Source organism: Nocardia tengchongensis, assembly GCF_054781395.1.
Genome location: NZ_BAAGUM010000009.1, coordinates 101,726 through 126,029 on the forward strand (window position 1 = coordinate 101,726; position 24,304 = coordinate 126,029).

At 67.7% G+C, this 24,304-nt stretch carries 24 protein-coding genes and 1 tRNA gene; 20 read left to right on the forward strand and 5 right to left on the reverse strand.

Features of this window, described 5'->3' with window-relative positions; translation table 11 throughout:
• The 7 genes from ACYVKL_RS23475 (at nt 1) to ACYVKL_RS23505 (ending at nt 7,355) form a co-directional block, all read left to right on the forward strand.
• Nucleotides 1-1,053 carry an MCE family protein gene (locus tag ACYVKL_RS23475; RefSeq protein WP_379168052.1) on the forward strand — a complete coding sequence of 351 codons (1,053 nt, stop codon included), beginning with the start codon at nt 1-3 and terminating at the stop codon, nt 1,051-1,053.
• Nucleotides 1,050-2,309 (forward strand): MCE family protein, encoded by a 1,260-nt coding sequence (locus ACYVKL_RS23480; protein WP_379168055.1) that lies wholly within the window; start codon nt 1,050-1,052, stop codon nt 2,307-2,309. The genes ACYVKL_RS23475 and ACYVKL_RS23480 overlap by 4 nt, the downstream gene beginning before the upstream one ends.
• Entirely contained in the window at nt 2,309-3,532 is a 1,224-nt protein-coding gene (locus ACYVKL_RS23485; RefSeq protein ID WP_379168057.1) for an MCE family protein, read from the forward strand. The genes ACYVKL_RS23480 and ACYVKL_RS23485 overlap by 1 nt, the downstream gene beginning before the upstream one ends.
• Nucleotides 3,529-4,974, forward strand: a complete 1,446-nt coding sequence (locus tag ACYVKL_RS23490) for an MCE family protein (protein ID WP_379168058.1) — start codon at nt 3,529-3,531, stop codon at nt 4,972-4,974. The genes ACYVKL_RS23485 and ACYVKL_RS23490 overlap by 4 nt, the downstream gene beginning before the upstream one ends.
• Nucleotides 4,971-5,816 carry a hypothetical protein gene (locus tag ACYVKL_RS23495; protein ID WP_379168060.1) on the forward strand — a complete coding sequence of 282 codons (846 nt, stop codon included), beginning with the start codon at nt 4,971-4,973 and terminating at the stop codon, nt 5,814-5,816. The genes ACYVKL_RS23490 and ACYVKL_RS23495 overlap by 4 nt, the downstream gene beginning before the upstream one ends.
• Complete coding sequence (locus ACYVKL_RS23500; RefSeq protein WP_379168062.1) at nt 5,813-6,295, forward strand: h domain protein; 483 nt, start codon at nt 5,813-5,815, stop codon at nt 6,293-6,295. The genes ACYVKL_RS23495 and ACYVKL_RS23500 overlap by 4 nt, the downstream gene beginning before the upstream one ends.
• Before the next feature lie 121 nt (nt 6,296-6,416).
• Nucleotides 6,417-7,355 carry an oxidoreductase gene (locus ACYVKL_RS23505; protein ID WP_379168064.1) on the forward strand — a complete coding sequence of 313 codons (939 nt, stop codon included), beginning with the start codon at nt 6,417-6,419 and terminating at the stop codon, nt 7,353-7,355.
• Nucleotides 7,356-7,403: 48 nt separating this feature from the next.
• On the opposite strand, the gene ACYVKL_RS23510 is transcribed toward ACYVKL_RS23505, so the two are convergent.
• Both ACYVKL_RS23510 and ACYVKL_RS23515 read right to left on the reverse strand, forming a co-directional pair.
• Nucleotides 7,404-8,885 carry an alpha,alpha-trehalose-phosphate synthase (UDP-forming) gene (locus ACYVKL_RS23510; RefSeq protein WP_379168066.1) on the reverse strand — a complete coding sequence of 494 codons (1,482 nt, stop codon included), beginning with the start codon at nt 8,883-8,885 and terminating at the stop codon, nt 7,404-7,406.
• A gap of 4 nt (nt 8,886-8,889) precedes the next feature.
• Nucleotides 8,890-9,057 (reverse strand): hypothetical protein, encoded by a 168-nt coding sequence (locus tag ACYVKL_RS23515; RefSeq protein ID WP_167659823.1) that lies wholly within the window; start codon nt 9,055-9,057, stop codon nt 8,890-8,892.
• A gap of 201 nt (nt 9,058-9,258) precedes the next feature.
• On the opposite strand from ACYVKL_RS23515, the gene ACYVKL_RS23520 reads away from it, so the two are divergent.
• The 5 genes from ACYVKL_RS23520 (at nt 9,259) to ACYVKL_RS23540 (ending at nt 13,057) form a co-directional block, all read left to right on the forward strand.
• The gene (locus ACYVKL_RS23520) at nt 9,259-10,092 is read left to right on the forward strand and encodes an alpha/beta fold hydrolase (protein WP_379168068.1); all 834 of its coding nucleotides are present in this window, start codon (nt 9,259-9,261) and stop codon (nt 10,090-10,092) included.
• Between the two features lie 138 nt (nt 10,093-10,230).
• Nucleotides 10,231-10,473, forward strand: coding sequence for an MbtH family protein (locus ACYVKL_RS23525; RefSeq protein ID WP_019931522.1), 243 nt, complete (start codon nt 10,231-10,233; stop codon nt 10,471-10,473).
• Between the two features lie 164 nt (nt 10,474-10,637).
• Nucleotides 10,638-10,709: transfer RNA gene (locus tag ACYVKL_RS23530), tRNA-Thr, on the forward strand.
• A gap of 150 nt (nt 10,710-10,859) precedes the next feature.
• Complete coding sequence (locus ACYVKL_RS23535; RefSeq protein WP_213558257.1) at nt 10,860-11,597, forward strand: response regulator transcription factor; 738 nt, start codon at nt 10,860-10,862, stop codon at nt 11,595-11,597.
• Entirely contained in the window at nt 11,594-13,057 is a 1,464-nt protein-coding gene (locus ACYVKL_RS23540) for a sensor histidine kinase (RefSeq protein ID WP_379168071.1), read from the forward strand. Before ACYVKL_RS23535 ends, ACYVKL_RS23540 begins: the two co-directional genes overlap by 4 nt.
• A gap of 36 nt (nt 13,058-13,093) precedes the next feature.
• On the opposite strand, the gene ACYVKL_RS23545 is transcribed toward ACYVKL_RS23540, so the two are convergent.
• Nucleotides 13,094-13,519: an HIT family protein gene (locus tag ACYVKL_RS23545; protein WP_379168073.1), complete on the reverse strand. Its 426-nt coding sequence runs from the start codon at nt 13,517-13,519 to the stop codon at nt 13,094-13,096.
• Between the two features lie 300 nt (nt 13,520-13,819).
• Here ACYVKL_RS23545 and purD point away from each other — a divergent pair, with 300 nt between their 5' ends.
• Entirely contained in the window at nt 13,820-15,103 is a 1,284-nt protein-coding gene (gene purD, locus ACYVKL_RS23550) for a phosphoribosylamine--glycine ligase (protein ID WP_379168075.1), read from the forward strand.
• Nucleotides 15,104-15,190: 87 nt separating this feature from the next.
• Here the strand turns inward: purD and ACYVKL_RS23555 are convergent, their stop codons facing one another.
• Nucleotides 15,191-16,315, reverse strand: a complete 1,125-nt coding sequence (locus ACYVKL_RS23555; protein WP_379168077.1) for a M23 family metallopeptidase — start codon at nt 16,313-16,315, stop codon at nt 15,191-15,193.
• Between the two features lie 71 nt (nt 16,316-16,386).
• Here ACYVKL_RS23555 and ACYVKL_RS23560 point away from each other — a divergent pair, with 71 nt between their 5' ends.
• From ACYVKL_RS23560 to ACYVKL_RS23580, 5 genes are all read left to right on the forward strand, one after another.
• Nucleotides 16,387-17,544, forward strand: coding sequence for a pyridoxal phosphate-dependent aminotransferase (locus tag ACYVKL_RS23560; RefSeq protein WP_379168078.1), 1,158 nt, complete (start codon nt 16,387-16,389; stop codon nt 17,542-17,544).
• A 69-nt stretch (nt 17,545-17,613) separates the two neighbouring features.
• On the forward strand, nt 17,614-18,219 hold the full coding sequence (locus ACYVKL_RS23565; protein ID WP_213558252.1) for a TetR/AcrR family transcriptional regulator: 606 nt from the start codon (nt 17,614-17,616) through the stop codon (nt 18,217-18,219).
• A 200-nt stretch (nt 18,220-18,419) separates the two neighbouring features.
• The gene (gene purB / locus ACYVKL_RS23570; RefSeq protein ID WP_213558251.1) at nt 18,420-19,841 is read left to right on the forward strand and encodes an adenylosuccinate lyase; all 1,422 of its coding nucleotides are present in this window, start codon (nt 18,420-18,422) and stop codon (nt 19,839-19,841) included.
• A 145-nt stretch (nt 19,842-19,986) separates the two neighbouring features.
• Nucleotides 19,987-20,424, forward strand: a complete 438-nt coding sequence (locus ACYVKL_RS23575) for an HIT family protein (protein WP_379168080.1) — start codon at nt 19,987-19,989, stop codon at nt 20,422-20,424.
• 129 nt (nt 20,425-20,553) lie between these two features.
• Entirely contained in the window at nt 20,554-21,513 is a 960-nt protein-coding gene (locus ACYVKL_RS23580; protein ID WP_379168082.1) for an alpha/beta hydrolase, read from the forward strand.
• A gap of 1 nt (nt 21,514) precedes the next feature.
• On the opposite strand, the gene ACYVKL_RS23585 is transcribed toward ACYVKL_RS23580, so the two are convergent.
• Nucleotides 21,515-21,790: a DUF397 domain-containing protein gene (locus ACYVKL_RS23585; protein ID WP_460772832.1), complete on the reverse strand. Its 276-nt coding sequence runs from the start codon at nt 21,788-21,790 to the stop codon at nt 21,515-21,517.
• 66 nt (nt 21,791-21,856) lie between these two features.
• On the opposite strand from ACYVKL_RS23585, the gene ACYVKL_RS23590 reads away from it, so the two are divergent.
• Both ACYVKL_RS23590 and ACYVKL_RS23595 read left to right on the forward strand, forming a co-directional pair.
• Nucleotides 21,857-22,066 carry a hypothetical protein gene (locus tag ACYVKL_RS23590; protein ID WP_379168086.1) on the forward strand — a complete coding sequence of 70 codons (210 nt, stop codon included), beginning with the start codon at nt 21,857-21,859 and terminating at the stop codon, nt 22,064-22,066.
• A 35-nt stretch (nt 22,067-22,101) separates the two neighbouring features.
• Nucleotides 22,102-24,258, forward strand: coding sequence for a S9 family peptidase (locus ACYVKL_RS23595; RefSeq protein ID WP_379168087.1), 2,157 nt, complete (start codon nt 22,102-22,104; stop codon nt 24,256-24,258).
• Nucleotides 24,259-24,304: the final 46 nt, after the last annotated feature.

A 24,304-nucleotide genomic window follows, 5' to 3' on the forward strand; every position in this document is an offset into this window, starting at 1 on the left:
ATGGGACAACGTGTGATCAACATCGGTGTCATCGGCATCGTGGTCATCATCAGCATCTGCCTCACCGCCCTGCAGTACGACCGGCTGCCGTTCATCCGCTCGGGTGCGCAGTTCACGGCGTACTTCTCGGACGCGGGCGGGCTGCTGCCCGGTGATCAGGTCCAGGTGGCCGGCGTGAAGTCGGGCCGGGTGGACACGGTGGCGCTGGACGGCCCGAAGGTGAAGGTGTCCTTCACCCTCGACGAGTCGATCGTGCTGGGCACCAAGACCTCCGCCGCGATCAAGACGAACACGGTGCTGGGCCGCAAGTCGCTCGAGGTGGCTCCGGCCGGGGACGGCGCGCTGAAGCGCGATCAGCCGATTCCCTTGGAGCGCACCACGTCTCCGTACTCGCTCAACGACGCGCTGCAGGATCTGTCCGGCACCGTGAAGGATCTCGACATGGACCAGGTCAACAAGACCCTGGACGCGCTGTCGACCACCTTCAAGGACACCCCGGCTCCGCTGCGCTCGGCGCTGGACGGCATCACCCAGCTGTCCAAGAGCATCAATACTCGCGACAAGGCACTGACCGATCTGCTGGGCAAGGCCCAGGGCGTCACCAAGGTGCTGTCGGATCGGGCGGCGAAGATCAATTCGCTGCTCGTGGACGGCAACCAACTGCTCGGTGAGCTGGATGCGCGCCGCGGCGCCATCACTCAGCTGATTACCTACATCAACGGCTTGGCCAAGCAGCTCAGCGGTTTCGTCAACGACAACGACGCGGCGCTGAAACCGGCGCTGAACAAGCTGAATTCGGTGCTGGCGCTGCTGCAGAAGAACAAGCAGAACATCTCGGACGCGCTCGACGCGCTCGGCCCCTACGCCGGTGCGCTCGGCGAGCAGGTCGGCAGCGGCCCGTACTTCCAGGCGTACATCGTCAACTGGAACAGTCCCGCGCTGCAGCTGCTCTCCGACGCGCTGGTCTGGCCGCAGAACCTGCCCGAGGCGTTCAAGAACATGCAGAGCGGCGGCATTCAGCAAAAGCCGATTATCACGGAGCTGCCGAAATGACGACATTGCTCGGTAAGGTCCGCGGCCTGCCGCGGTGGACTCGCGTCGTCGCGATCGTGGCGTTGGCCGCGATCGTGGCCGGCGGCGTGTACACCGGGGTCACCCGGATCGGCAAGCCGCAGATCACCGCCTACTTCCCGTCCACCGTCGGCCTGTACAAGGGCGACGAGGTGCGGATCCTCGGTGTCCGCGTGGGCACCATCGACTCCGTGGATCCGGGCAAGGACAAGGCCACGGTCAAGATGACCATCGACCGCGGCATCGACATCCCCGCCGACGCCAAGGCCGTGCTGGTCTCCCCGTCGGTGGTGTCGGCCCGCTTCATCCAGCTGGCTCCCGCCTACACCGGCGGCGCGAAAATGCACGACGGCTCGGTCATTCCGCTCGAGCGCACCGCCGTCCCGGTCGAATGGGACGACATCAAGGCCGAATTGAACAAGCTGGCGACCTCTCTCGGGCCGGTCGGCGAGGACAAGCAGGGCTCGTTCGGGCGCTTGGTCAACACCGCCGCCGACAACCTCGACGGCAACGGCCAGGCCTTCCGCGACACCCTCCGGGAGCTGTCGGCCACGCTGACCACGCTCTCGGACGGCCGCACCGACCTGTTCGGCACCATCAAGAACCTGCAGCAGTTCGTGGACGTGCTCTCCAAGAGCAACGACCAGATCGTGCAGTTCGGCGGCCGGCTCGCGTCGGTGTCGCAGGTGCTGGCGGGCGTATCCGGTGATCTCGGAGCGGGTTTGGACAACCTGGACTCCGCGGTCTCCGACGTGAAGAAGTTCCTCGACTCGCACGGCGGTGCGTTGAGCACCGACCTGGCGCAGCTCGCCGACGTCACCAACACGCTGGTTCAGAGCAGACCGCAGATCGAACAGGTGCTGCACACCGCGCCGACCGCTCTGGTGAACTTCTATCAGCTGTACAACCCCGCGCAGGGCACCGTCGCCGGCTATCCGGTGTTCGCCGGCTTCAACTCACCCTTGAGCTTCATCTGCGGCTCCATCGACACGCTTTCCACCGGTAACGGCCAGGAGAGCGCCAAGATGTGCGCGCAGTATCTGGCCCCGGTGATCCAAAACCTGGCGATGAACTACCCGCCGCTGCTGTTCAACGACGGCTCGAACGCGACGGCGCTGCCGAGCCAGCTGGTGCCCAGTACGCCCGATGTCGCCGCTCGTTATGCCGCGCAAGGGGAACGGGCGCCGGTCGGGATCCCGAACGGGCTGTCGGGTCTCGCCATTCCGGGAGGGAACTGATGAATACTCGTCGCCGCAGGGTGGCGGGCCTGGCGATCGGTGTCGCGGTCGCTCTGAGCGCCACCGGATGTGATTGGGACGGTCTCAACACCGTCTCCATGCCGGGTTCCGCCGGAACAGGTTCCGATGCTTGGCACATCAAGGTGCAGATGCCGAATGTCACGACGCTGACCCGCAATTCGCCGGTGCTGGTGAACGATGTGACCGTCGGCACCGTCACCGGGATCGATGTGGAGAACTGGCACGCGCTGGTCACCATCGGCCTGGACAAGAACGTGAAGCTGCCGGCCAACGCCGTCGCGAAGATCGGGCAGACCTCGCTGCTGGGCTCCAATCACGTCGAATTGGCCTCGCCGACCGACGTTCCGGCCAGCGGTGAACTGCACGACGGTGACCTCATCACGCTGGATCGGGCGGGCGTGTACCCGACCACCGAGCAGACGCTGTCCTCGCTGTCGGTGGTGCTCAACGGCGGCGGTATCAGCCAGCTGGAGAACATCACCCACGAGCTGAACACCGCCTTCACCGGCCGCACCGACGCGATTCGCGACCTGCTGCCGCAGCTGAACCAGATGGTCGGGACCCTCAATGCCCAGACCACCGACATCATCAACGCCATGAGCGGGCTCGACCGGGTGTCGGGAACGCTTGCGCAGGAAAAGGATCGGGTGGCCAGCGCCATCGACAACATCCATCCCGCGCTGACCGTGCTCGCCGACAAGCGGGAGAAGATCACCAACACGCTGACCGCGGTGGGTGACCTCAGCGATGTGGTGAAGCGGATCATCGACAATGCCGGTGACGATCTGAAGGCCGAGATCGCCGCTCTGGGACCGACTCTGGAACAGATCGCCAACACCAGCGACAACTTCGCCAGGTCGCTGAACATGATTCTGACCTTCCCGTTCCCCTTCAAGTACATCGACCGGTACATCCGCGGCGACTACATGAACGTGAAGATCACCTTCGATCTGACCGCGGCTCGCCTGGATTCCAACTTCCTGACCGGAACCCCGCTGGGTGGACGGTTCGGCGGTGTGGAAGGTGCGCTCGGCCAGGGGGCCGGCGTGGCGAGCGATCAGGGCGATCCCGCCAAGACCCCGCTGCAGCAACCGTCCTCGACCCAGCCGTCGCCGACCGTGCCCGGCCTGCCGGGCCTGAACATTCCGGGCCTGCCCTCCATTCCCGGAATCACCGTGCCGCAAGGGGATCCGGGCAAATGAAACTGAGTCGCTTCGTCAAGATTCAGCTCGCCATCTTCACCGTGCTGACCGTCATCGGTATCACGGTGATGGGTGGGGAGTATGTGAAGCTGCCCGCCATGTTCGGCATCGGCCGGTATGACGTGACGGTGCAGCTGGCCGCCACCGGCGGTCTGTACGAGCACGCCAATGTCGCCTACCGCGGAACCAATGTGGGCAAGGTGAATTCGGTGGTGCTGACCCCGCAGGGCGTCGACGCCAAGCTGTCCATCGACTCCGACTTCAAGATCCCGTCCGATGTGGACGCCTGGGTCAAGTCGGTCTCGGCCATCGGTGAGCAGTACGTGGATCTGGTGCCCAAGGACAACCCGCAGGGCGGCAACCTGCGTGACGGTTCGGTCATTCCGGTCGACCGCACCAAGCTGCCGATGGACATCGGCGGCATCCTGGACCGCACCGACCGGCTGCTCTCCAGCGTCGCCGACACCCGCCTGCAGCAGGTGATCGAGGAGGCGTTCGTCGCCTTCAACGGCGCCGGCCCCGATCTGGAACGGCTGATCGACTCCGCGTCGCTGCTGGTCCAGGAGGCCAAGACCAACACCGACGCCACCAAGGATCTGATCGACAAGATCGGCCCGCTGCTCGACACCCAGATCGAGTCCGACTCCGCCATCCGCGGGTGGACCAAGGATCTGGCGACGGTGACCGACCAACTGCGCGAACATGATCCGGCGCTGCGCAACGTGATCGACAATGGCCCGGGCGCCCTCAACAAGGCGACCAAGCTGTTCGATGACCTGAAGCCCACCGTGCCGCTGCTGGCGCAGAACCTGGTCAGCCTCGGCCAGGTCGGCGTCACCTACCACGCCAGCGTGGAGCAGTTGCTGGTGGTTTTCCCGCCGCTGATCGGTGCGCTGATGACGCTCGCCAAGGGCAGCCCGACCGAGTACGGCGGCAAGGTCGACTTCAAGATCGGCCTCAATGATCCGAAGGGCTGCACCACGGGCTTCCTCGCACCGGACGACCGGCGCTCGCCCAACGACTACACGGGTCCGCGGCCGGAGACCCCGAAGGGGCTGTACTGCAAGATTCCGCAGAACTCCCCGGACGTGGTCCGCGGTGTCCGCAACAACCCCTGTATGGACGTGCCGGGCAGGCGTGCGGCCACCGTCGAACAGTGCCACTCGCCCGAGGGTTACCAGCCGCTCGGCGACAACCCGGCCTTCGGTAAGCCGAACCCGGTGGACAACAACGGCAAGCCCACGTTCACTCCGAGTTCGCTGGAGACCGGCGGGCAACCGGGAGCCGCGCCTGCGAGTGTGACGACGAGAACGTACGATCCGAAGAGTGGCACGTATCTCGGACCGGACGGTGTACTCACCCGCCAGGCCGATATCGGGCCCGATGGTTCCGGCATCGTGCCGGCTAACTGGCAAACAATGCTTCAGGAGCAACAACGATGAGTGATCCCACGGTGGTGAACAGCAAGACCCGGCGGAAGGCCGTGCGGTCAGAAGGACCGCCGGTCCACGACGGCGATGCACCCATAGCGGAGGTCACCACCGTGCAGGTCGCGGGTGTCGAGGCTGCTGCCGCGACGCCCGAGGCCGAGACCCCCGAGGTCGCCGAAACCGACGCCACGACCGTGCAGACGGTCGTGACGCCGGAAGCCGGCGACGATGCGGGGGACGCTTCGGACGCGCCGGAATCGGCTGAGCCGGCGGACGAGTCGCTCGAGGTGGTCGAGGGCGCTCCGGCGGTCGCGGCCGACGCCGAGGACTCCGAGGCCGACGCCGACGCCGACGCGTCGAAGGACGGCCGCAAGTGGCCGGTCCTGTTGTTCGGCGCGGCGGCGGTGCTGTGCCTGGTCGCGCTGGCGACCAGCCTGATCTTCTGGATTCCGGCGCACAACACCGCGGACAAGAACGAGCAGCTGCGCGCGGACTACACCCAGACTGCCAAGCAGGCCGTCCTGAACATCACCACCATCAAGGTGGACACCGTCAAGGACGACATCAACCGGGTGCTCGCGGTGGCGTCGGGTCAGCTCAAGGACGAATACTCCTCCCGCAGCGACGCTTACGCCGATGTCATCAAGCAGGCGAACGTGAAGGCCAGCGGCCAGGTCGTGGAGACCGCCGTCGAGTCCTTCGACGACCACTCCGCCCAGATCCTCGTCGCCGCCAAGCAGAACCTCACCAACGCCGGCTCGGATCAGCCGCAGCAGCGGGTCTACCGATTCCGGGTGACGATCACCCACGACGGTGACCATTTCACCGCCTCGAAGCTGGAGTTCGTCTCGTGACCAAGAACCGCATCCGGATCTCGGCCATCGCGGCCGTCATGGTGGCCATGCTGGGGGCAGCCGGCTGGTTCGGCTACGACGCCTGGCATCTGAAGCAGCTCGATCACGCCCGCACCGATTCGGTGGCCGCGGCCCGCAAGACGGTGGAGTCGATGTTCAGCTACGACTTCAACTCCGTCGACAAGGCGCTGCCGAAGGTGGCCGACGATCTCTCCGGTGGCTTCAAGGACGACTACCTCAAGCTCGTCAACGAATCCATCGCCCCCGGCGCCAAAGAGAAGCAGCTCACCGTCATCGCCTCCACGCAGGCCGGCGGCGTCATCGACGTCGACACCAAGCACGCCAAGGTGCTGCTGTTCCTCAACCAGATGACCACCAGCAAGGACCAACCCCAGGCCACCGCCAGCGGCAGCCGAGTCCGGGTGGACCTCGACAAGAGCGGAGACCGCTGGCTCGTCTCCGAGGTCACCCCGATCTGATCGCGGATCACCCAGCACGACACCAAGCGCGCAGCTCCGGATTCGCCGGGGCTGCGCGCTTTTCGGTCGGGCCGGACGTCTCGGTGGGCAAAGTGGAAGCCGACCGTTCAGGATGTAGTGCATGGGAACGAAGAAGACGCCCTGGACTGCCGCCGACATTCCGGATCTGAACGGGCGCACCGCGATTGTCACCGGGGCCAGTGGCGGGCTCGGGCTGGAGACGGCGCTGCGGCTCGCGGAACGCGGTGCGCGGGTGGTCATGGCCTGCCGCAGTGCGGAGAAGGCCGGGGCGGCAGCCGATCTCATCCGTGCCAAGGTGCCGGCGGCCGAATTGTTGTTCGTGGAACTCGATTTGGCGTCGCTGGAGTCGGTCGGCAAGGCCGCGGTGCGGGTGCACGACCAGGTCGAGCAGGTTGATCTGCTGGTCAACAACGCTGGGATGCTGAGCCGGGTCCGGAGTCTCACCGAGGACGGGTTCGAGACGACGTTCGCGACGAATCATCTCGGGTCGTTCGCGTTCACCGGGCAGGTGCTGGATCTGTTGCGGGCCGCGCCGGCCGGGCGGGTGGTGGCCGTGACCACGGGGTTCGCCTCCAAGAAGGAGGCCCCGATCGATCTCGATGACCTGTTCTTCGAACGGCGGACCTACAAGGGATTCCAGGCTTACGCGCAGTCCAAGCTGGCCAATGTGCTGACCGCGTTCGAGTTGCAGCGGCGGCTCAACGGCACCGACGCCGCAGTGATGTCGATCGCCGCGCATCCGGGGGCGGCCGAATCGGATTTCGCCCAGAACCTCGGGCCCGCCGTCACCTTCCTGTCGCGACCGTCGCTGCGCTGGGTGTTCCGGTTCGCCATGCAGACCGTCGAAATGGGTGCGCTCCCAACACTGCGGGCGGCCACCGATCCCGCCGTCCAGCCCGGAGATCTCTTCGGGCCGTCCGGCTTCACCAAGGGCTACCCGATCCTGAACGAACCCAGTGCACAGGCGCTCGATCCGGAACTGGCGGCGCGGGTATGGGAAGCCTCGGAGCGGCTCACCGGAGTCACCTACGCGCTGTAGAACGACGAACGCCCCCTGGAAGATCCAGGGGGCGTTCGGTTTCCGTGGTCAGCGGATCAGGTCCGGATCCACGTCGTCGTCGGTGAGCAGCGCGCTGCCCGCGACCCGATCGGTGGCCAGGGCGTCGAGGAAGGCGCGCGCCCACCGGTCGACGTCATGGGTGAGGACCTGACGGCGCAGCGAGCGCATGCGCCGGCGGCGGGTGTCGCGGTCGTCGTCGATCGCGCCGAGCAGCGCATCCTTGACGCTGTCCAGGTCGTGCGGGTTGCACAGGTAGGCCTGCCGCAATTCCGCTGCCGCACCGGTGAATTCGCTCAGCACCAGGGCGCCGTTGAGGCTGCCCTGGCAGGCCACGTACTCCTTGGCGACCAGGTTCATGCCGTCGCGCAACGGTGTCACCACCATGACGTCGGCGGCCACGAAGAACGCGATCAGCTCCTCGCGCGGGATGGGGCGGTGCAGGTAGTGCACCACCGGGTAACCCACCCGGGCGAACTCGCCGTTGATGCGGCCCACCTGGCGTTCGATATCGCCGCGCATCTGGATGTAGGACTCGACGCGTTCGCGGCTCGGCGTGGCCAGCTGCACCATCACCGTGTCCGCGGGGTCGATGCGCCCGTCGTGCAGCAGCTCCTCGAGCGCGGCCAGCCGGATGTCGATGCCCTTGGTGTAGTCGAGGCGGTCGACGCCCAGCAGGATCGTCTTCGGATTGCCCAGTTCCGCACGGATTTTCGCGGCCCGCTCCCGAACGTCGCGGCGGCGCGAATACTCGTCCAGTTCGGTCGAGGTGATGGAGATGGGGAACGCGCCCACTCGCACGGTGCGGAAACCCACCTGCACCACACCGAGTTTCGAGCGCACACCCACATTGCCGCGCGAAGTCGGTTGTCCGGCCAGCCTTCTGGCCAGATACAGGAAGTTCTGCGCGCCACCGGGCAGATGGAAGCCGATCAGGTCGGCGCCCAGCAGGCCCTCGACGATCTCGGTGCGCCACGGCATCTGCATGAACAGTTCCACCGGCGGGAACGGAATGTGCAGGAAGAAGCCGATGGTCAGGTCGGGGCGGAGCATGCGCAGCATCTTGGGCACCAGCTGCAGCTGGTAGTCCTGCACCCACACGGTCGCGCCCTCGGCGGCCACCTTGGCGGTGTACTCGGCGAAGCGGCGGTTCACCTGCACGTACGCCTGCCACCACTGGCGGTCGTAGACCGGCCGCACGATCACGTCGTGATACAGCGGCCACAGGGTGGCGTTGGAGAAGCCCTCGTAGTAGTCGGCGACCTCGTCGCCGGACAACGGGACGGGATGCAGTTCCAGACCGTCTTCGACGATCGGTTCGAGTTCCACGTCCGGGACGCCGGCCCAGCCGACCCAGGCGCCCTTGTTATTGCGCAGTACCGGTTCCAGTGCGGTGACCAGTCCGCCGGGGCTGCGCTTCCAGCGGGTGGTGCCGTCGGGCAGTCGCTCCAGGTCTACCGGAAGCCGGTTGGCGACGACGACGAAACCGGAGCCGGAGCTATCCGGGTGCACGGGCCTATTCGCCTCGCGTCGGAGCGATGCCCAGCATCGACAGCAGCATGCGGCACTCGTCGGCGTCGGTGGCGTAGGCGGCCACGACACGCTGGGCCTGGCGTGCGGTCTCGTCGGCGAGCGGTTCCAGATCGTCGTCCGCGATGTCGTTTGCGCCGGTCTTCGCGGCCATCTCATGTCCTCTCGGAGAAGTCTGCTCGGTGCGAGGTGTCCATCGTATCTGCCAGGAAAGTCGAGTCCGACCGCTGCGTGCATTGCGAGCCCTAACCGCAATGGTGACCGGCGGGAGCGCCCGAGCGAAACGATCGTGGGCGCGCGACCTATACGGTGGACGGACGAACGCGTGGAACATCTGATGTAAGGGGTCGCAAGCATGCCGTTGGCGACGGTGAACGGAATCTCGCTGAACTACCAGGTCAAGGGAGACCGGTCCAAAGGCACCGACGTCAAGGGATCAGCGCCGCTGGTCGTGATGGTCATGGGCACCGGCAGCGGCGGCCGCGTCTGGGAACTGCACCAGGTGCCCGCCCTCATCGCGGCCGGATACCGGGTCTGCACCTTCGACAACCGCGGCATCGCGCCCTCCTTCGAATCGCCGGCCGGGATCACCATCGAGGACCTGGTCCGCGACACCGTCGCCCTCATCGAATTCCTCGGCGAAGGCCCGGTCCTGCTGGTCGGCCAGTCGATGGGCTCGCGAGTGGCGCAGGAAGTCGCGCTGGCCCGGCCCGACCTGGTGCGCAAGGCCGTCTTCATGGCCGGGCACGCGCGGCTCGACCAGTTCCAGCAGACTCTCGGACTGGGCGAGCAGGAACTCGATGACTCCGGCACCAAGCTGCCCGCCAAATTCGAGGCGGCGATGACCGCCCTGATGAATCTCTCCCCGGCCAGCATGGCCGACCCGCACACCGCCCGGGACTGGCTCGACCTGTTCGAATTCACCGGCGGCCCAGCCACTCCCGGCGTGCGGGCGCAACGCCGCATGGACCACGACTTCGACCGCCGGGTCGCCTACCGGGCGATCCGGGTGCCCTGCCTGGCGCTGGGCTTCGCCGACGATCGGATGATCCCGCCCTACCTTTCGCGTGAGGTCGCCGATATCATTCCGGGTGCGCGCTACCAGGAGGTTCCCGACGCCGGGCACTTCGGTTACCTGGAACAACCGGAGGTCGTCAATAAGATCCTTGTCGAATTCTTCGTGGCCTGAACGAAGTGTAGGTAACCGCCCAGCGGTAACGCCTGCCTTGCTAGGGTCGAATCAACGTCGGGGGCTCGTTCCAACACTGCGGTGGCTGAAACGATCCGCTACGTACCCGTACACAGCGCCAGTATCCAGTGAGGTGAAATGAGCACCAATCCCTTCGATGACGAAGACGGCCGGTTCTTCGTCCTGGTCAACGATGAGGAACAGCACTCTCTGTGGCCGGCTTTCGCCGAGGTCCCGGCGGGTTGGCGAGTCGTGTTCGGCGAGGACTCCCGCGCCGCATGCGTCGAGTACGTAGAGAAGAACTGGACGGACATGCGTCCGAAGAGCCTGCGTGACGCCATGGCGGCGGACGACGCGGCTCGTCAGGCGGCCCAGTCCTGACACTCTGCGGTTAGGCCGATACTGCGCGAACGACTTCCGAACGCGGCCGGCGACGCCACGAGCGTCGCACGGCCGCGTCCCGGTGTTCGCCGCGGCATCGCTCCGACCGGGAAGCCGGCTTTTCCGCGCAGCCGGCCAACCCGGTTATGATGGCACCGCTTTCCGCCTCCTTAGCTCAGTGGTAGAGCACCGCTCTTGTAAAGCGAAGGTCGTCAGTTCAATCCTGACAGGGGGCTCTGTTCCGCCTCCCCGCGACTTCTGCCGGTCGTGGGGAGCGTGGCCGGTTTCGCATCGGGCCGGCGGCCGGTCAGAAAGATCCTTGCCTTCCCAGGAAACTCCCAGGGATTGGCCAGGGTTCTCGCGGGGGCAGCGCAGAATATGAGGTCATGACCGGTGTGCCTGCGCAAGGACGCGAACCCGAGGCCAAAGTGCTCGTCGTCGACGACGAGCCGATGATCGTCGAGTTGCTGTCCGTGAGCCTGCGGTATCAAGGGTTCGAGGTGGCCAGCGCCGCCAGCGGCACCGAAGGACTCGACCGGGCCAAGACCTTCCGGCCCGACGCCATGATCATCGACGTGATGATGCCCGGCATGGACGGCTTCGGGCTGCTGCGGCGGCTGCGGGCCGACGGGATCGACGCGCCCGTGCTGTTCCTGACCGCGCGCGACGACGTCGATGACAAGATCACCGGGCTCACCCTCGGCGCCGACGACTACGTCACCAAGCCGTTCAGCCTCGAAGAAGTCGTGGCTCGGCTGCGGGTGATCCTGCGCCGATCCGGGCGGGCCGCGCCCGAAACCAAGTCCTCGCGGCTGCGGTTCGCCGACATCGAACTCGACGACGACACCCACGAGGTGTGGAAGGCGGGCGAACCGGTCGCCCTGTCACCCACCGAATTCACGCTGCTGCGGTACTTCCTGGTCAACGCCGGCACCGTGCTGAGCAAGCCGCGGATCCTGGACCACGTGTGGCGCTACGACTTCGGCGGCGAGGTCGGCGTGGTCGAAACGTACGTGTCCTACCTGCGCAAGAAGGTCGACACCGGGCCGGATCGGCTGATCCACACGCTGCGCGGGGTCGGCTACGTGATGCGGGAGCCGCGCGGTCGCACGGCGGTGCAGTGAACGCCGCCGAGGCGGCCCGCGGAATCCGCCGCAAGATCGCCGATCGGCTCGCCGCGGTGCCGCTGCGCACCACGCTGGTGCTGGCGCTGGTGTCGCTGGCCGGGCTCGGGCTGCTGGCCTCCGGCATCGCCGTCACCTCCCTGATGCGCAATGTGCTGGTCGAACGGATCGACCGGCAGCTGTCCGACGCCGCCCACAGTTGGGCCGCGCCCGGCGCGCAACGACCCGAACCACTGCCCACCGTGCGCGGGCGGGAACGACCGCCACACCTGTACTGGGTGCAGGTGCGTGACCCGGCCGGGCAGCCCACGCTCATCCTGACCGCCGGGGTGCAGGAACCGGAGGTGCCCGACGACCTGGGCAACCGGCCCGAGACCGTCGGCTCGGTCGGTGCGCCCGGCGAGGAATGGCGAGTCCTCAAGACCGTCAACGACCACGGCACCAGCATCATCGCGCTGCGCATGGACGAGACGAACTCGCTGCTCGACAAGCTGATCGTGCTGCAACTGGTGATCGGCGCGCTGGTGCTGGCGGCGTTGGCCGCGGTGGCGCGCATGGTGATCCGGCGCAGTCTGCGCCCGCTGCGAGAGGTCGAGGGCACCGCGGCCGCCATCGCGGGCGGTGACCTGCATCGGCGAGTTCCGGTGCGCGGCACCGACACCGAGGTCGATCACCTGTCGCAGTCGCTCAACACCATGCTCACCCAGATCCAGCAGGCCTTCGCCGCCACCGAGGCGTCCGAGGAAGGGGCGCTGCGCTCCGAGGCCAAGATGCGGCGCTTCGTCGCCGACGCCAGCCACGAACTGCGCACCCCGCTCACCACCATCAAAGGCTTCTCCGAGCTGTACCGGCAGGGCGCGATCACCGACCCGGACCTGCTGATGGACCGCATCGAACGCGAATCCAAGCGGATGGGGCTGCTCGTCGAGGACCTGCTCATGCTGGCCCGGCTGGACGCGCAACGGCCCGTGGAACGACGGTCGGTGGACCTGCTCATGCTGGCCAGCGATGCCGTGCACAGTGCGCGCGCGCTCGCCGCGGCCCAGCATCAGGACGGGCCCGAACGCAAGATCGACCTCGAAATCCGGCCCGGCCCCGGCACATTGGAGCTGATCGGCGACGAGACGCGGCTGCGGCAGGTGCTGGCCAATCTGATCAACAACGCGCTCGTGCACACGCCGTCCGAGGCGGAGGTGGTGTTGCGGCTGACCCCCGAGGACCGCGACGTGCTGATCGAGGTCTCCGACACCGGGCCCGGGCTCTCCGGCGAACAAGCCGAGCGGGTCTTCGAACGCTTCTATCGCACCGACATGTCCCGCAGCCGGGACAGCGGTGGTACCGGACTGGGACTTTCGATCGTGCAGGCGCTGGTCGACGCCCACGGCGGCACGGTGTCGGTGACCAGCGTGCCGGGGGAGGGCGCCACCTTCACGGTGCGGCTGCCCCGCGAACAGGGGTGAGCCGGATGCGCACCCGGGCGGGTGCGCACGGGACCGCTACTCCGGGACGTTCGCGCCGTGGCCGAGGTCGCGCAGGGCCTGCTTGATCTTGGACTGCGCCTCGTCCAGGGACTCCGGGCTCGGCGAGGTGTCGGCGCCGCTGATGTCGAAGTCACCCATGTGGAACGCCGGGAACACGTGCACGTGCAGATGCGGCACCTCGAGGCCGGCGATCAGCAGGCCCGCACGCGGGGCGTCCCACGCGGCGCGCACCGCCTGGCCGATCACCTGGGCGACACCGGTCAGGCGCGCCATGGTGCCCGGATCGACGTCCTGCCACTGATCGATCTCCTTGCGCGGCACCACCAGCGTGTGCCCCGGCGTCACCGGCGCGATGGTGAGGAAGGCGACGAATTCGTCGTCCTCCCAGACGAACCGCCCCGGCAGCCGACCTTCGATGATTGCGGAGAAAACAGAAGCCATGCTGGATAGTTTGCCCTCCGCTTCGCTGCGGGCGGGTTCGGGGCGCTGGAGGTCTCGTTCTTCCCTCCCTCCGCTCCCCGCTTCGCTCCTCCGCTCCGCTCAGTCCAGAACGAGACGCGCCCCGAACCTCTGGGCACGGGTCTGGACTCGTGACCGCATGCGTTCGCGCACGGCTTGGGCACCCCGCCCGCTGCGCTGCCGGCGGCGCCAGCGCTCGCCGGTGGTGTGTCGCTGGTGCTGCGCCGTCGCGTCGCTGGACCGCTCTTCGGTGGGTGGGCGGAGCCCTCTAAGCTGTTCGCCGTGCGCGTACTCGTCATCGGTTCCGGAGCCCGTGAACATGCCCTCGTCCTGGCACTGCGCAAGGACCCGGCGGTGACCGCGGTCTACGCGGCGCCCGGCAATGCGGGCATCGCCCAGCATGCCGAGGTGCGGGCCGTCGACGCCACCTCCGGGGAGGAAGTGGTGGCGCTGGCGCGGGAGCTGGCCGCCGATCTCGTCGTGGTCGGGCCCGAGGTGCCGCTGGTGCTCGGGGTCGCCGACGCGGTGCGCGCGGCCGGGATCCCGGTGTTCGGCCCGTCGGCCGACGCCGCGCGGATCGAGGGCTCCAAGGCCTTCGCCAAGGACGTCATGAACGCGGCCGGGGTGCGCACCGCGCACAGCGAGATCGTGGATCACCCGGGCGAATTGGATGCGGCGCTGGACCGTTTCGGCCCGACCTGGGTGGTCAAGGACGACGGGCTGGCCGCGGGTAAGGGCGTCGTGGTGACCCCGGACCGGTCGGTCGCGCGGGAGCACGGCGCGGAACTGCTCGAGCTGGGCCATCCGGTGCTGCTGGAATCCTTCCTCGACGGCCCCGAGGTTTCGCTGTTCTGCCTGGTCGACGGCGAGACGGTGGTGCCGTTGCTGCCCGCCCAGGACCACAAGCGGGTCGGTGACGGCGACACCGGACCCAACACCGGCGGCATGGGCGCGTACACGCCGCTGCCGTGGCTGCCCGCGGAAGCCCTGCAGGCCATCGTCGACGACGTGGTGAAGCCCGTCGCCGCCGAGATGGTGAAGCGCGGGGTGCCGTTCAGCGGCCTGCTCTACGCCGGTCTCGCCATGGGCCAGGCAGGTCCCGCCGTCGTCGAATTCAACTGCCGCTTCGGCGATCCCGAGACCCAGGCCGTGCTGGCCATGCTGGACAGCCCGCTCGGCGAACTCCTGCACGCCACCGCCACCGGCACCCTCGACCAGGTCGCCGCGCCGCGCTGGAAGGACGGCGCCGCCGTCACCGTCGTGCTGGCCGCCGAGAACTACCCGGCCCGCCCGCGCAGCGGCGACGTCATCACCGGCGCCGAATCCACCGGCACCGGAATCGAATCCGAGGTCCTGCACGCCGGCACCGCCCAGCGCGAGGACGGCGCCCTGATCTCCGCCGGCGGCCGCGTCCTCGCCATCGTCGGCCAGGGCGCGGACCTCGTCGCCGCCCGCAAGAACGCCTACGACCGCCTCGCCGGAATCAAGCTGCCGGGCGGACACTTCCGCACCGACATCGCCCTGGCCGCCACCGAAGGCCGCATCACCATCCCCACCGCGGACTGAGTCACCGACGAAACAACGCCCGCCCGAATCCGATTCGGGCGGGCGTCGTCGTGTTCCGGTTCGGCACCGCCGGATTCGGGGGGCGGATCAGCCGAGGACGATGCCGCGCTGGGCGAGCCAGGGTTGGGGGTCGACGTGCTGGCCGTTGATGATGATCTCGAAATGCAGGTGGGGGCCGGTGGAGTCGCCGCGGTTGCCGATGCGGGCGATCTGGAGGCCCGCGGGGACGCGTTCGCCGACCGAGACCGAGAAGTCGTACATGTGGCCGTAGACGGAGATGGCGCCGTCGTCGTGGCGGATGCGGACCCACAGGCCGAAGCCCTGGGCCGGGCCCGCGTCGATGACCGTGCCCGCGGCCACCGCGTAGATCGGTGAACCCAGCGGGGCGGCGATGTCGATGCCCGCGTGGAAAGTGCCCCAGCGGGCGCCGAATCCGGAGGTGAACAGGCCCTTCGCCGGCAGCGCGAAACCGCCGACACCCGGGAGGACGAATCCGGGAGGGAGGGTGGCGTCCGGGGACGGGGTGAGCCATGGCTGCGGCTGCCCGGCCACGGCCGCTGCGGCCTCCGCCTTCGCGCGTTCCAGGGTGGCCGCCGCGGCGGCCGAGACCACGGCCTGTTCGCGCAGGTGTTCACCGTTGTTGATGGCGTCCAGGTACCGCTTCGAGGATTCCTGCGTGGCCTGGATCTGCAGCGGATATTGCACCGGAATACGCACTGCCACACGGGGACCCACAGCGGCGTCGGTGGGGATCAGTCCCAGCGCCCCGTCGGCGCTCGCGAACACCAGGACCGCGGTCATCCCGCCGACCAACACGCGATGCTGAATGGTCCACGCCCGCACTACAGGCCACTGCCGACGCGCCTCCGCGCGCCCCCGCTGCGCCAACTCGACGGCTTCGGCCCGGGACCGCGGCCGCCGCGCCCACAGCTCGACGGTCCAGTCTCGCACGATCGGTGCATGAGCCCGCAGCTGGGCGGCCGTCTGCCCGACGAGTCCGGCCACCAACAGCGCGGCCCGTTTCAGCGTCGCTCCGAGCCGTGACGGCTTGTCTTCGACGCCGAGCCGAGATCGGATGCCGGGCGTATAGCTGTCCGCCGCTCCGAAACCGCCGCGCCGCGAAGTGCGGCCGCTGGGTGGGGCGGGGGCTGGAAGGGGTGGGTGTTGGTCGGTGTCCGGAGTGTTCCCGGTGGTTGCTGGTCCCCCCTGCACAGCGGCCTCCTCAGGCATTCGCACGACCGTTCCCGGACAGGCGGGGGAGCGGGTGCTCTACCGTCTGTCGGGTGCGTATCGAATCTCGCCGGTCGACCATTCCACCTTTTTACGTGATGGACGTCTGGAAAGCAGCTGCTGAACGGGCCCGGACCCACGGCGATGTGCTGGTGCTGGCCGCGGGGCAGCCTTCCACGCCCGCTCCGGAGGCGGTTTTGCGGGCCACCAGGGCGGCCATGGATTCCGAATTGCTGGGTTATACCGAGACATTCGGGATTCTGGCGTTGCGGGAGGCCATCGCCGGGCACCATCGTGACACCTACGGGGTGCAGGTGGAGGCCGACGATGTCGTGGTCACCACCGGGTCGTCCGGCGCGTTCACGCTGCTGTTCCTGGCCGCGTTCGATCCCGGCGACACCGTCGTGGTGGCGCGGCCGGGGTATCCGGCCTACCGGAACACGCTGACCGCGCTGGGCTGCGACGTGGTGGAGCTGGACTGCGGGCCCGAGACCCGGTTCCAGCCGACCGTGGCCATGCTGGAGGCGCTGCCGGAGCCGCCCGCGGGCTTGATCGTGGCCAGCCCGGCCAACCCGACCGGGACGATGATCGCGCCGGAGGAGCTGGCGGCGCTGGCCCGCTGGTGCGACGAGCACGGGACGCTGCTGATCTCCGACGAGATCTATCACGGCATCGTCTACGACGACACGGAACCGACCTCGTCCGCGTGGGAGACCTCCCGGAACTCGGTCGTCATCGGCTCGGTGTCGAAGTACTTCTCCATGACCGGCTGGCGGCTGGGCTGGATGCTGGTGCCGGAAGCGCTGCGCCCGGCCTTGCAGCGGCTGGCGTCGAACATGACGGTGTGCCCGCCGGCTATTTCCCAGTTCGCGGCCGTGCACGCGTTCGGTCCGGAAGCCAAAGCCGAACTGGACGGTCATGTGGAACGCTATGCGGCAAACCGCCAGCTGCTGCTGTCCGGCCTGACGAAGCTCGGCATCACCGACCTCGCCCCCGCCGACGGCGCGTTCTACGTCTACGCGGATATCGCTCACCTGACCGATGATTCGATGCGCTGGTGCACCGAGGTGCTCGACGCCACCGGTGTGGCGCTGGCCCCCGGCATCGACTTCGACACCCGGCACGGTCATCACACCGTTCGCTTCTCGTTCGCCGGAGCCGCCGCCGACATCGAAGCGGCACTGGACCGGTTGGAACGGTATTTGGCCTGATCTGCCAAGGAGATTGAGCGCGGTGGGCAAAATGAACACAGCGCCGCTGATGACTGGCACGATTGCATCGTGACCACTGCGACGACTCCGAAAGGCGAACGGCGTCGCCATGCACTGGTTTGTGCCGCCGCCGAGCTACTGCTCGAAGGCGGCTTCGAGGCGGTGCGTCACCGCTCGGTGGCGACCCGGGCGGATCTGCCGCTCGCGTCGACCACCTACTACTTCGAATCGTTGGAGGATCTGATCGCGCGCGCGGTCGAATTCTCCGGCACCGCCGAACTCGAGGCCATGCGCCGCCGCGTCGGCGAGGTGACCCACCGCCGCCGCGCCGCGGAAGCCACCGTCGAACTGGTGCTGGATCTGTTGGTGGGCCCGGAGATTCAGGACGAGGACGCGCGCGGTCAGCTGATCGCCCGCTACGAGCGGACGGTCGCCTCCGCCCGCCACCCGGAACTACGAGAGGTCCAGCTGCGACTACGCGCCCAGCTGGACGAACTGCTCGCCGACGTGCTGCGCCGCTCCGACCGCGTCGTGCGCGCCGAACAGACCCGCCGTCTGGTGGCGGTGGTCGATGGGGCGGTGGTGACCGCGCTCGGTGAATTCGACCCGCAACCCCGCCGCATGGCGCGGGGCGCGCTCCTGGAAATCATCGACATCGTCGCCCCACCGACATAGCCCGCCGAGCCCTGGCACAACCAGCCCCCTGAACCCCCGAACTCCGAGACAGCTCGAAGGTTCGCGGCGCGTCTCGTTCTGGACCGAGTGGAGCGGGGGAGCGTAGCGGAGGAGCGGAGGGAGGGAAGAACGAGACCTCCAGCGCTGCGAACCCCGCCGGAGCGAAGCGCAGGCAAACAAGCACAGTAAACTGCGAAGACGTGAGTCTTGTGCCGAACGTCCTCGCCACCCGTTACGCCAGCCCCGAGCTGGTTCACCTGTGGTCGCCCGAGAACAAAATTGTGCTCGAGCGGCGGCTGTGGCTGGAGGTGCTGCGCGCTCAGGCCGAACTCGGGATCGATGTTCCGGCCGGTGTGGTCGAAGACTACGAGCGGGTCATCGATCAGGTCGATCTGAAGTCCATCGCCGAGCGCGAGCGGGTCACGCGGCACGACGTGAAGGCCCGGATCGAGGAGTTCAACGCGCTCGCCGGACACGAGCACGTGCACAAGGGCATGACCTCCCGGGATCTCACCGAGAACGTGGAGCAGCTGCAGATCCGTCTCTCGCTGCAGCACGTGTACGGCCACGGCGTGGCCATCGCGGCGCGGCTCGCGGAGCGCGCGGCGCAGTATCAGACGCTGGTGATGGCGGGACGCTCGCACAACGTGGCGGCGCAGGCCACCACCCTCGGCAAGCGGTTCGCTTCCGCCGCAGACGAATTGCTCATCGCGCTGACCCGGCTGCGGGAGCTCATCGACCGTTATCCGCTGCGCGGCATCAAGGGCCCGATGGGTACCGCCCAGGACATGCTGGACCTGCTCGGCGGCGACGCGGCCAAGCTGGCGGAGCTGGAGCAGAAGGTGTCCCGGCACCTGGGCTTCGCGAACGTGTTCACCAGCGTCGGCCAGATCTACCCGCGCTCGCTGGACCACGACGTGATCTCGGCGCTGGTGCAGGTCGGTGCGGGCCCGTCCTCGTTCGCGCACACCATTCGCCTGATGGCGGGCCACGAGCTGGTCACCGAGGGCTTCCAGCCCGGCCAGGTGGGCTCCTCGGCGATGCCGCACAAGATGAACACCCGTTCGTGTGAGCGCGTCAACGGCCTGCAGGTGGTGCTGCGCGGCTACGGCTCGATGGCGGCCGAGCTGGCGGGCGCGCAGTGGAACGAGGGCGACGTGTTCTGCTCGGTGGTGCGCCGCGTCGCGCTGCCGGACGCCTTCTTCGCCATCGACGGCATGATGGAGACCTTCCTGACCGTGCTGGCCGAGTTCGGCGCGTACCCGGCCGTGGTCGACCGCGAGCTGAACCGCTACCTGCCGTTCCTGGCCACCACCCGCATCCTGATGGCGGCGGTGCGCGCGGGCGTGGGCCGCGAAACCGCGCACGAGGTCATCAAGGAGCACGCGGTGGCGGTGGCGCTGGCCATGCGGGAGCAGGGCCGCGAGCCCGATCTGCTGGACCGGCTGGCCGGCGACGACCGGATGCCGCTGGACCGGGCCGCCCTGGACGCGGCGCTGGCCGATCGGTCCGCGTTCATCGGCGCGGCCGAGGCGCAGACCGCCGAGGTGATCGCCCAGGTGCAGAAGCTGGTGGATGCCGACCCGGAGGCCGCCCGCTACACCCCGTCCCCGATTCTCTAGGGATACAACGACTCTCGACTCTCGCCCCCGGCTCCTGAACGGAGCCGGGGGCGATTGGGTTTTGGAGTGGGTTGGCAGGGGTGCTCGCCCGCGCGCTGTGGTGATCGGGGGCAGATGGCGGTCCGGGGCGTTCTAGGCTGCGGGCATGAATCCTTACACGATCTTCTCCGACATCGTTGCCGGCCGGGCCCCGTCCTCGAAGGTGTACGAGGACGAGGATGTCTTGGCGTTCATGGATATTCGGCCGGTGACGCCCGGGCATGTGCTGGTGATTCCGAAGGTTCCGGCGCGGAGTCTGGCGGAGCTGGATCCGGCGATGGGCGGCAAGCTCTTTCAGGTGGGGCAGCGGATCGCGGCGGGGCTGCGGGCCTCGGAGGTGGGGTGTGACGGGGTGAATTTCTTCCTGGCCGACGGGGTGACGGCGGGGCAGGAGGTGTTCCATGTGCATTTGCACGTGATCCCGCGCACTCCGGGGGACGGTTTCGGGTTGCGGGCGCGGCCGACCACTCCGGCGCGGGCCGACCTGGATTATCTGGCGGGATCTATCAAGGGTGCGCTAACTCGAATCGGCGCCGTTTCATAGCGGAAGTGCATTAGCATATTTGAACCGTCTGGTTTGCCAAGGACACGCCAAAACTGCGTTCCTCGACATCCTGCGAGTCGCTCGAGTTACGTTGGAACGTGATTGTGGTGGGCTGATGGAGGTCGGGACATGCGCAAGAGAGCTGTTGCCGCTGCTGTTCTGGCGATTGCTGCAGGTTTGCTGTATCCGGTGGCCGCGCCACCTGCGATCGCCGGCGCGGCCCAGGTGGTCCGGGTCGACGAACTGAGCGCCACCCGCTCGGCCCTGTTCATCGACTCCGCCGCCATGGGCCGCACCATCCAGGTGCAGGTGCTGCATCCCGCCGGCGGCGGCGACCGCCCCACCTACTACCTGCTCGACGGCCTCGACCCGGGCGCGGTCCAGAGCACCTGGACCAATGCCACCGACGCGGAACCCTTCTTCCAGGGCAAGAACGTGAACGTGGTGCTGCCCATGGGTGGCCAGGCCAGCTACTACACCGACTGGGTGTCCGACGATCCGCGCTTCGGCCGCTACAAGTGGGAAACCTTTCTGACGCAGGAACTTCCGCCCATCATCGACGACTATTTCTCCGGTAACGGCGTGAATGCCATCGGCGGTCTGTCGATGGGCGGCATCGCGGCGTTCGTGCTGGCGGTGCGGCATCCGGAGATGTACCGGGCGGTGGCGGGTTACAGCGCCTGCCCGGACACCACCATCGCCGAGGGCGCGATGATGTTCTCGGTCGCGAATCGTGGTGGCAATCCGCTGAACATGTGGGGCGCGCCGGGCGGTCCGGCGTGGACGGAACACAATCCGGCGGTACTGACCGAGGCATTGCGCGGCAAGACCCTGTTCCTGTCCACCGGCACCGGCCTGCCCGGTCCGCACGAGCTGGAGATCAAGCCGCAGCTGCCGGAGAACATCTTCTTCGGCGGTCCCATCGAATTCGGGGTGGACGCCTGCGTCACCACGTTCGAGCAGCGGCTGCGGTCGCTCAATATTCCGGCGCGAGTGGAGCATTCGCCGGTGGGCACGCATTCGTGGTCGTACTGGCAGGACACGTTGCATTCGTCCTGGCCCACCATCGGCGGGGCGATAGGGGCCTGAATCAGACTCCGGGACGGTTGAATTCGCCGTCCTTGGCGCCGGCGACGAAGGCCTCCCACTCGCCGGGGGTGAAGATCAGGACCGGGCCGTCCGGAGTGCGGGAATCCCGCAGTGCGATGTTGCCGCTGGCCAGAAAGGCGATTTCGACGCCGTCCTCGCGGTCGTCGCCCCGTCGCCATACCGCGTCGGCTTCGATTACACGGTTCTTCGCTTCCACTGTCGGCCTCCCCTGCGCGCAGACCAGCCGGTACCGGTCGGTGATGTAGATCGCACCCATCATGCCAGTGTTTGTGAGGGCTTCGGATCGGATATTCCATCTTCTGTGAGCGGAAGGAGGTACGTGGTGCGCACGCCATGGTCCCCGCAACGCGCCGCCCCGGTCTCCGACAGCTGCGCGATGGTTCCCGAGCGCTTCACGGCGGATCTGGCCCACAGCATTCTGCTGATCCACCGCAGCTGCCCGACCGATCAGTGCGCGCGCCGGAAGGCCGCCGTCTTCTTCCTCTATGAGCAGCGGATGACCGCCCTGCCGCGGCAGCGCCGCGCCCGTTGACCCCCACGCTCAGGGTGCACCACTAAGTTGGTGCCATGGCTTTGGACAGTGGTAGCACGACGTCAGTCAGCGGCGCGGTGGTGGCGCCGATCGCCAAGCGGGTGCCGACGGAGCGCGTGCACCACGGTGATGTCTTCATCGAAGAGTACGAGTGGCTCCGGGACAAGGAGAATCCCGAGGTCATCGCCTATCTGGAGGCGGAGAACGCCTACACCGAGGCGCAGACCGCGAAGCTGGGCCCGCTCCGGGAGAAGATCTTCGAGGAGATCAAGGGCCGGACCCAGGAGACCGACCTGTCGCTGCCGACCCGGATGGGCGACTACTGGTACTACTCGCGCACCTTCGAGGGCAAGCAGCACGGCGTGCACTGCCGCTGCCCGATCGCCGACCCCGACGACTGGACTCCGCCCAAGCTGGAGGCCGACGTCGAGATCCCGGGGGAGGAGATCGTCCTCGACTCCAACGAGCTGGCCGAGGGCCACGACTTCTTCGCGCTCGGCGCGTACTCGCTGAGCCACGCCGGCGACATGCTCGCCTACTCGGCCGACATCCGGGGCGACGAGCGGTACACACTGCGGATCAAGAATCTGCGCACCGGTGAGCTGCTGTCCGACGAGATCCCGAACATCGCGCCGGGCGCGACCTGGTCGCTGGACGGCACCCACCTCTTCTATCAGACCCTCGACGACTCGTGGCGGCCCGACAGCGTGTGGCGGCACAAGCTGGGTTCGGAGCAAACCGCGGACGTCCGGGTCTTCCACGAGCCGGACGAGAGCTTCTGGGTCAGCATCGGCGCGACCCGTTCGGAGCAGTTCCTGGTCATCATGACCGGCTCCAAGATCACCAGTGAGAACTGGATCCTGGAGGCGAACAACCCCGAGGGCGAGTTCCGGGTGCTCATGCCGCGTCGTGAGGGCGTCGAGTACTCGGCCGAGCATGCCGTCATCGGCGGCGAGGACAAGCTGCTCATCCTGCACAACGACGTGGTGGACGGCGTGAAGGCGGTCAACTTCGTGCTGGCCGAGGCCCCGCTGGCCGATCCGGCCGCGATGAAGATCCTGATCCCGCACCGCGACGACGTGCGGCTCGAGGACATCGACGCGTTCGCCGACAAGCTGGTGCTCAGCTACCGGCGCGAGGCGCTGCCGCGCGTCGCGGTGTGGCCGTTGACCGCCGATGGCTACGGCGAGCTGAAGGACATCGAGTTCGACCTGGCGCTGTTCTCGGCCGGGCTGAGCGCGAACCCGGAGTGGGAGCAGCCCATGCTGCGCATCGGGCTCACCTCCTTCATCACCCCCACCCAGGTCTTCGACTACGTGCCCGAGACCGGTGAACTGCTGCTGCGCAAGGAGCAGGTGGTGCTGGGCGGCTACGACGCCGGCGAGTATGTGCAGCAACGGGACTGGGCGGTGGCCGCGGACGGCACCCGGGTGCCGATCTCGCTGGTGATGCGCCGGGACGCGGTGGCCGAGCCGAAGCCGTTGCTGCTCTACGGTTACGGCTCCTACGAGGCCGCCATCGACCCGTACTTCTCGGTGGCGCGGCTGTCGCTGTTGGATCGCGGCATGGTGTTCGCGGTGGCGCATGTGCGCGGCGGCGGCGAGATGGGCCGGCTCTGGTACGAGCACGGCAAGACGCTCACCAAGAAGAACACTTTCACCGACTTCGTCTCGGTCGCACGGCATCTGGTGGACAGCGGGGTGACCGCGCCGGACCGCATGGTGGCCGACGGCGGCAGCGCGGGCGGCCTGCTCATGGGCGCGGTCGCGAACATGGCGCCGGAGCTGTTCGCGGGCATCCTGTCCAATGTCCCCTTCGTGGACCCGCTGACCTCCATCCTGGACCCGTCCCTGCCGCTCACCGTCACCGAGTGGGACGAGTGGGGAAACCCGTTGGAGGACAAGGAAGTCTACGACTACATGAAGTCCTACTCGCCGTACGAGAACGTCACGGCCCAGGACTATCCGGCGATGCTGGCCATCACCGGCCTCAACGACACCCGCGTGCTCTACGTCGAGCCCGCCAAGTGGGTGGCCAAACTGCGCGCCACCAAGACCGGTGACGCGCAGCTGCTGCTGAAGACCGAGATGAGCGCCGGTCACGGCGGCGTGAGCGGCCGCTACGAGAAGTGGAAGGAAGTCGCCTTCGAATTCGCCTGGGTGCTCGACACCGCGGGCGCGGCGGGCAACTAGACGCAGAAACGAAGCGGCGGCGGGAGATTCCCGCCGCCGCTTCGTC

Excerpts from the sequence above, each read along its gene's own strand:
- ACYVKL_RS23475 (WP_379168052.1), top strand. The coding sequence starts at position 1 with ATGGGACAACGTGTGATCAACATCGGTGTCATCGGCATCGTGGTCATC.
- ACYVKL_RS23480 (WP_379168055.1), top strand. The coding sequence starts at position 1,050 with ATGACGACATTGCTCGGTAAGGTCCGCGGCCTGCCGCGGTGGACTCGC.
- ACYVKL_RS23485 (WP_379168057.1), top strand. The coding sequence starts at position 2,309 with ATGAATACTCGTCGCCGCAGGGTGGCGGGCCTGGCGATCGGTGTCGCG.
- ACYVKL_RS23490 (WP_379168058.1), top strand. The coding sequence starts at position 3,529 with ATGAAACTGAGTCGCTTCGTCAAGATTCAGCTCGCCATCTTCACCGTG.
- ACYVKL_RS23495 (WP_379168060.1), top strand. The coding sequence starts at position 4,971 with ATGAGTGATCCCACGGTGGTGAACAGCAAGACCCGGCGGAAGGCCGTG.
- ACYVKL_RS23505 (WP_379168064.1), top strand. The coding sequence starts at position 6,417 with ATGGGAACGAAGAAGACGCCCTGGACTGCCGCCGACATTCCGGATCTG.
- ACYVKL_RS23515 (WP_167659823.1), bottom strand. The coding sequence starts at position 9,057 with ATGGCCGCGAAGACCGGCGCAAACGACATCGCGGACGACGATCTGGAA.
- ACYVKL_RS23520 (WP_379168068.1), top strand. The coding sequence starts at position 9,259 with ATGCCGTTGGCGACGGTGAACGGAATCTCGCTGAACTACCAGGTCAAG.
- ACYVKL_RS23525 (WP_019931522.1), top strand. The coding sequence starts at position 10,231 with ATGAGCACCAATCCCTTCGATGACGAAGACGGCCGGTTCTTCGTCCTG.
- ACYVKL_RS23535 (WP_213558257.1), top strand. The coding sequence starts at position 10,860 with ATGACCGGTGTGCCTGCGCAAGGACGCGAACCCGAGGCCAAAGTGCTC.
- ACYVKL_RS23545 (WP_379168073.1), bottom strand. The coding sequence starts at position 13,519 with ATGGCTTCTGTTTTCTCCGCAATCATCGAAGGTCGGCTGCCGGGGCGG.
- ACYVKL_RS23575 (WP_379168080.1), top strand. The coding sequence starts at position 19,987 with ATGAATCCTTACACGATCTTCTCCGACATCGTTGCCGGCCGGGCCCCG.
- ACYVKL_RS23580 (WP_379168082.1), top strand. The coding sequence starts at position 20,554 with ATGCGCAAGAGAGCTGTTGCCGCTGCTGTTCTGGCGATTGCTGCAGGT.
- ACYVKL_RS23585 (WP_460772832.1), bottom strand. The coding sequence starts at position 21,790 with ATGGGTGCGATCTACATCACCGACCGGTACCGGCTGGTCTGCGCGCAG.
- ACYVKL_RS23595 (WP_379168087.1), top strand. The coding sequence starts at position 22,102 with ATGGCTTTGGACAGTGGTAGCACGACGTCAGTCAGCGGCGCGGTGGTG.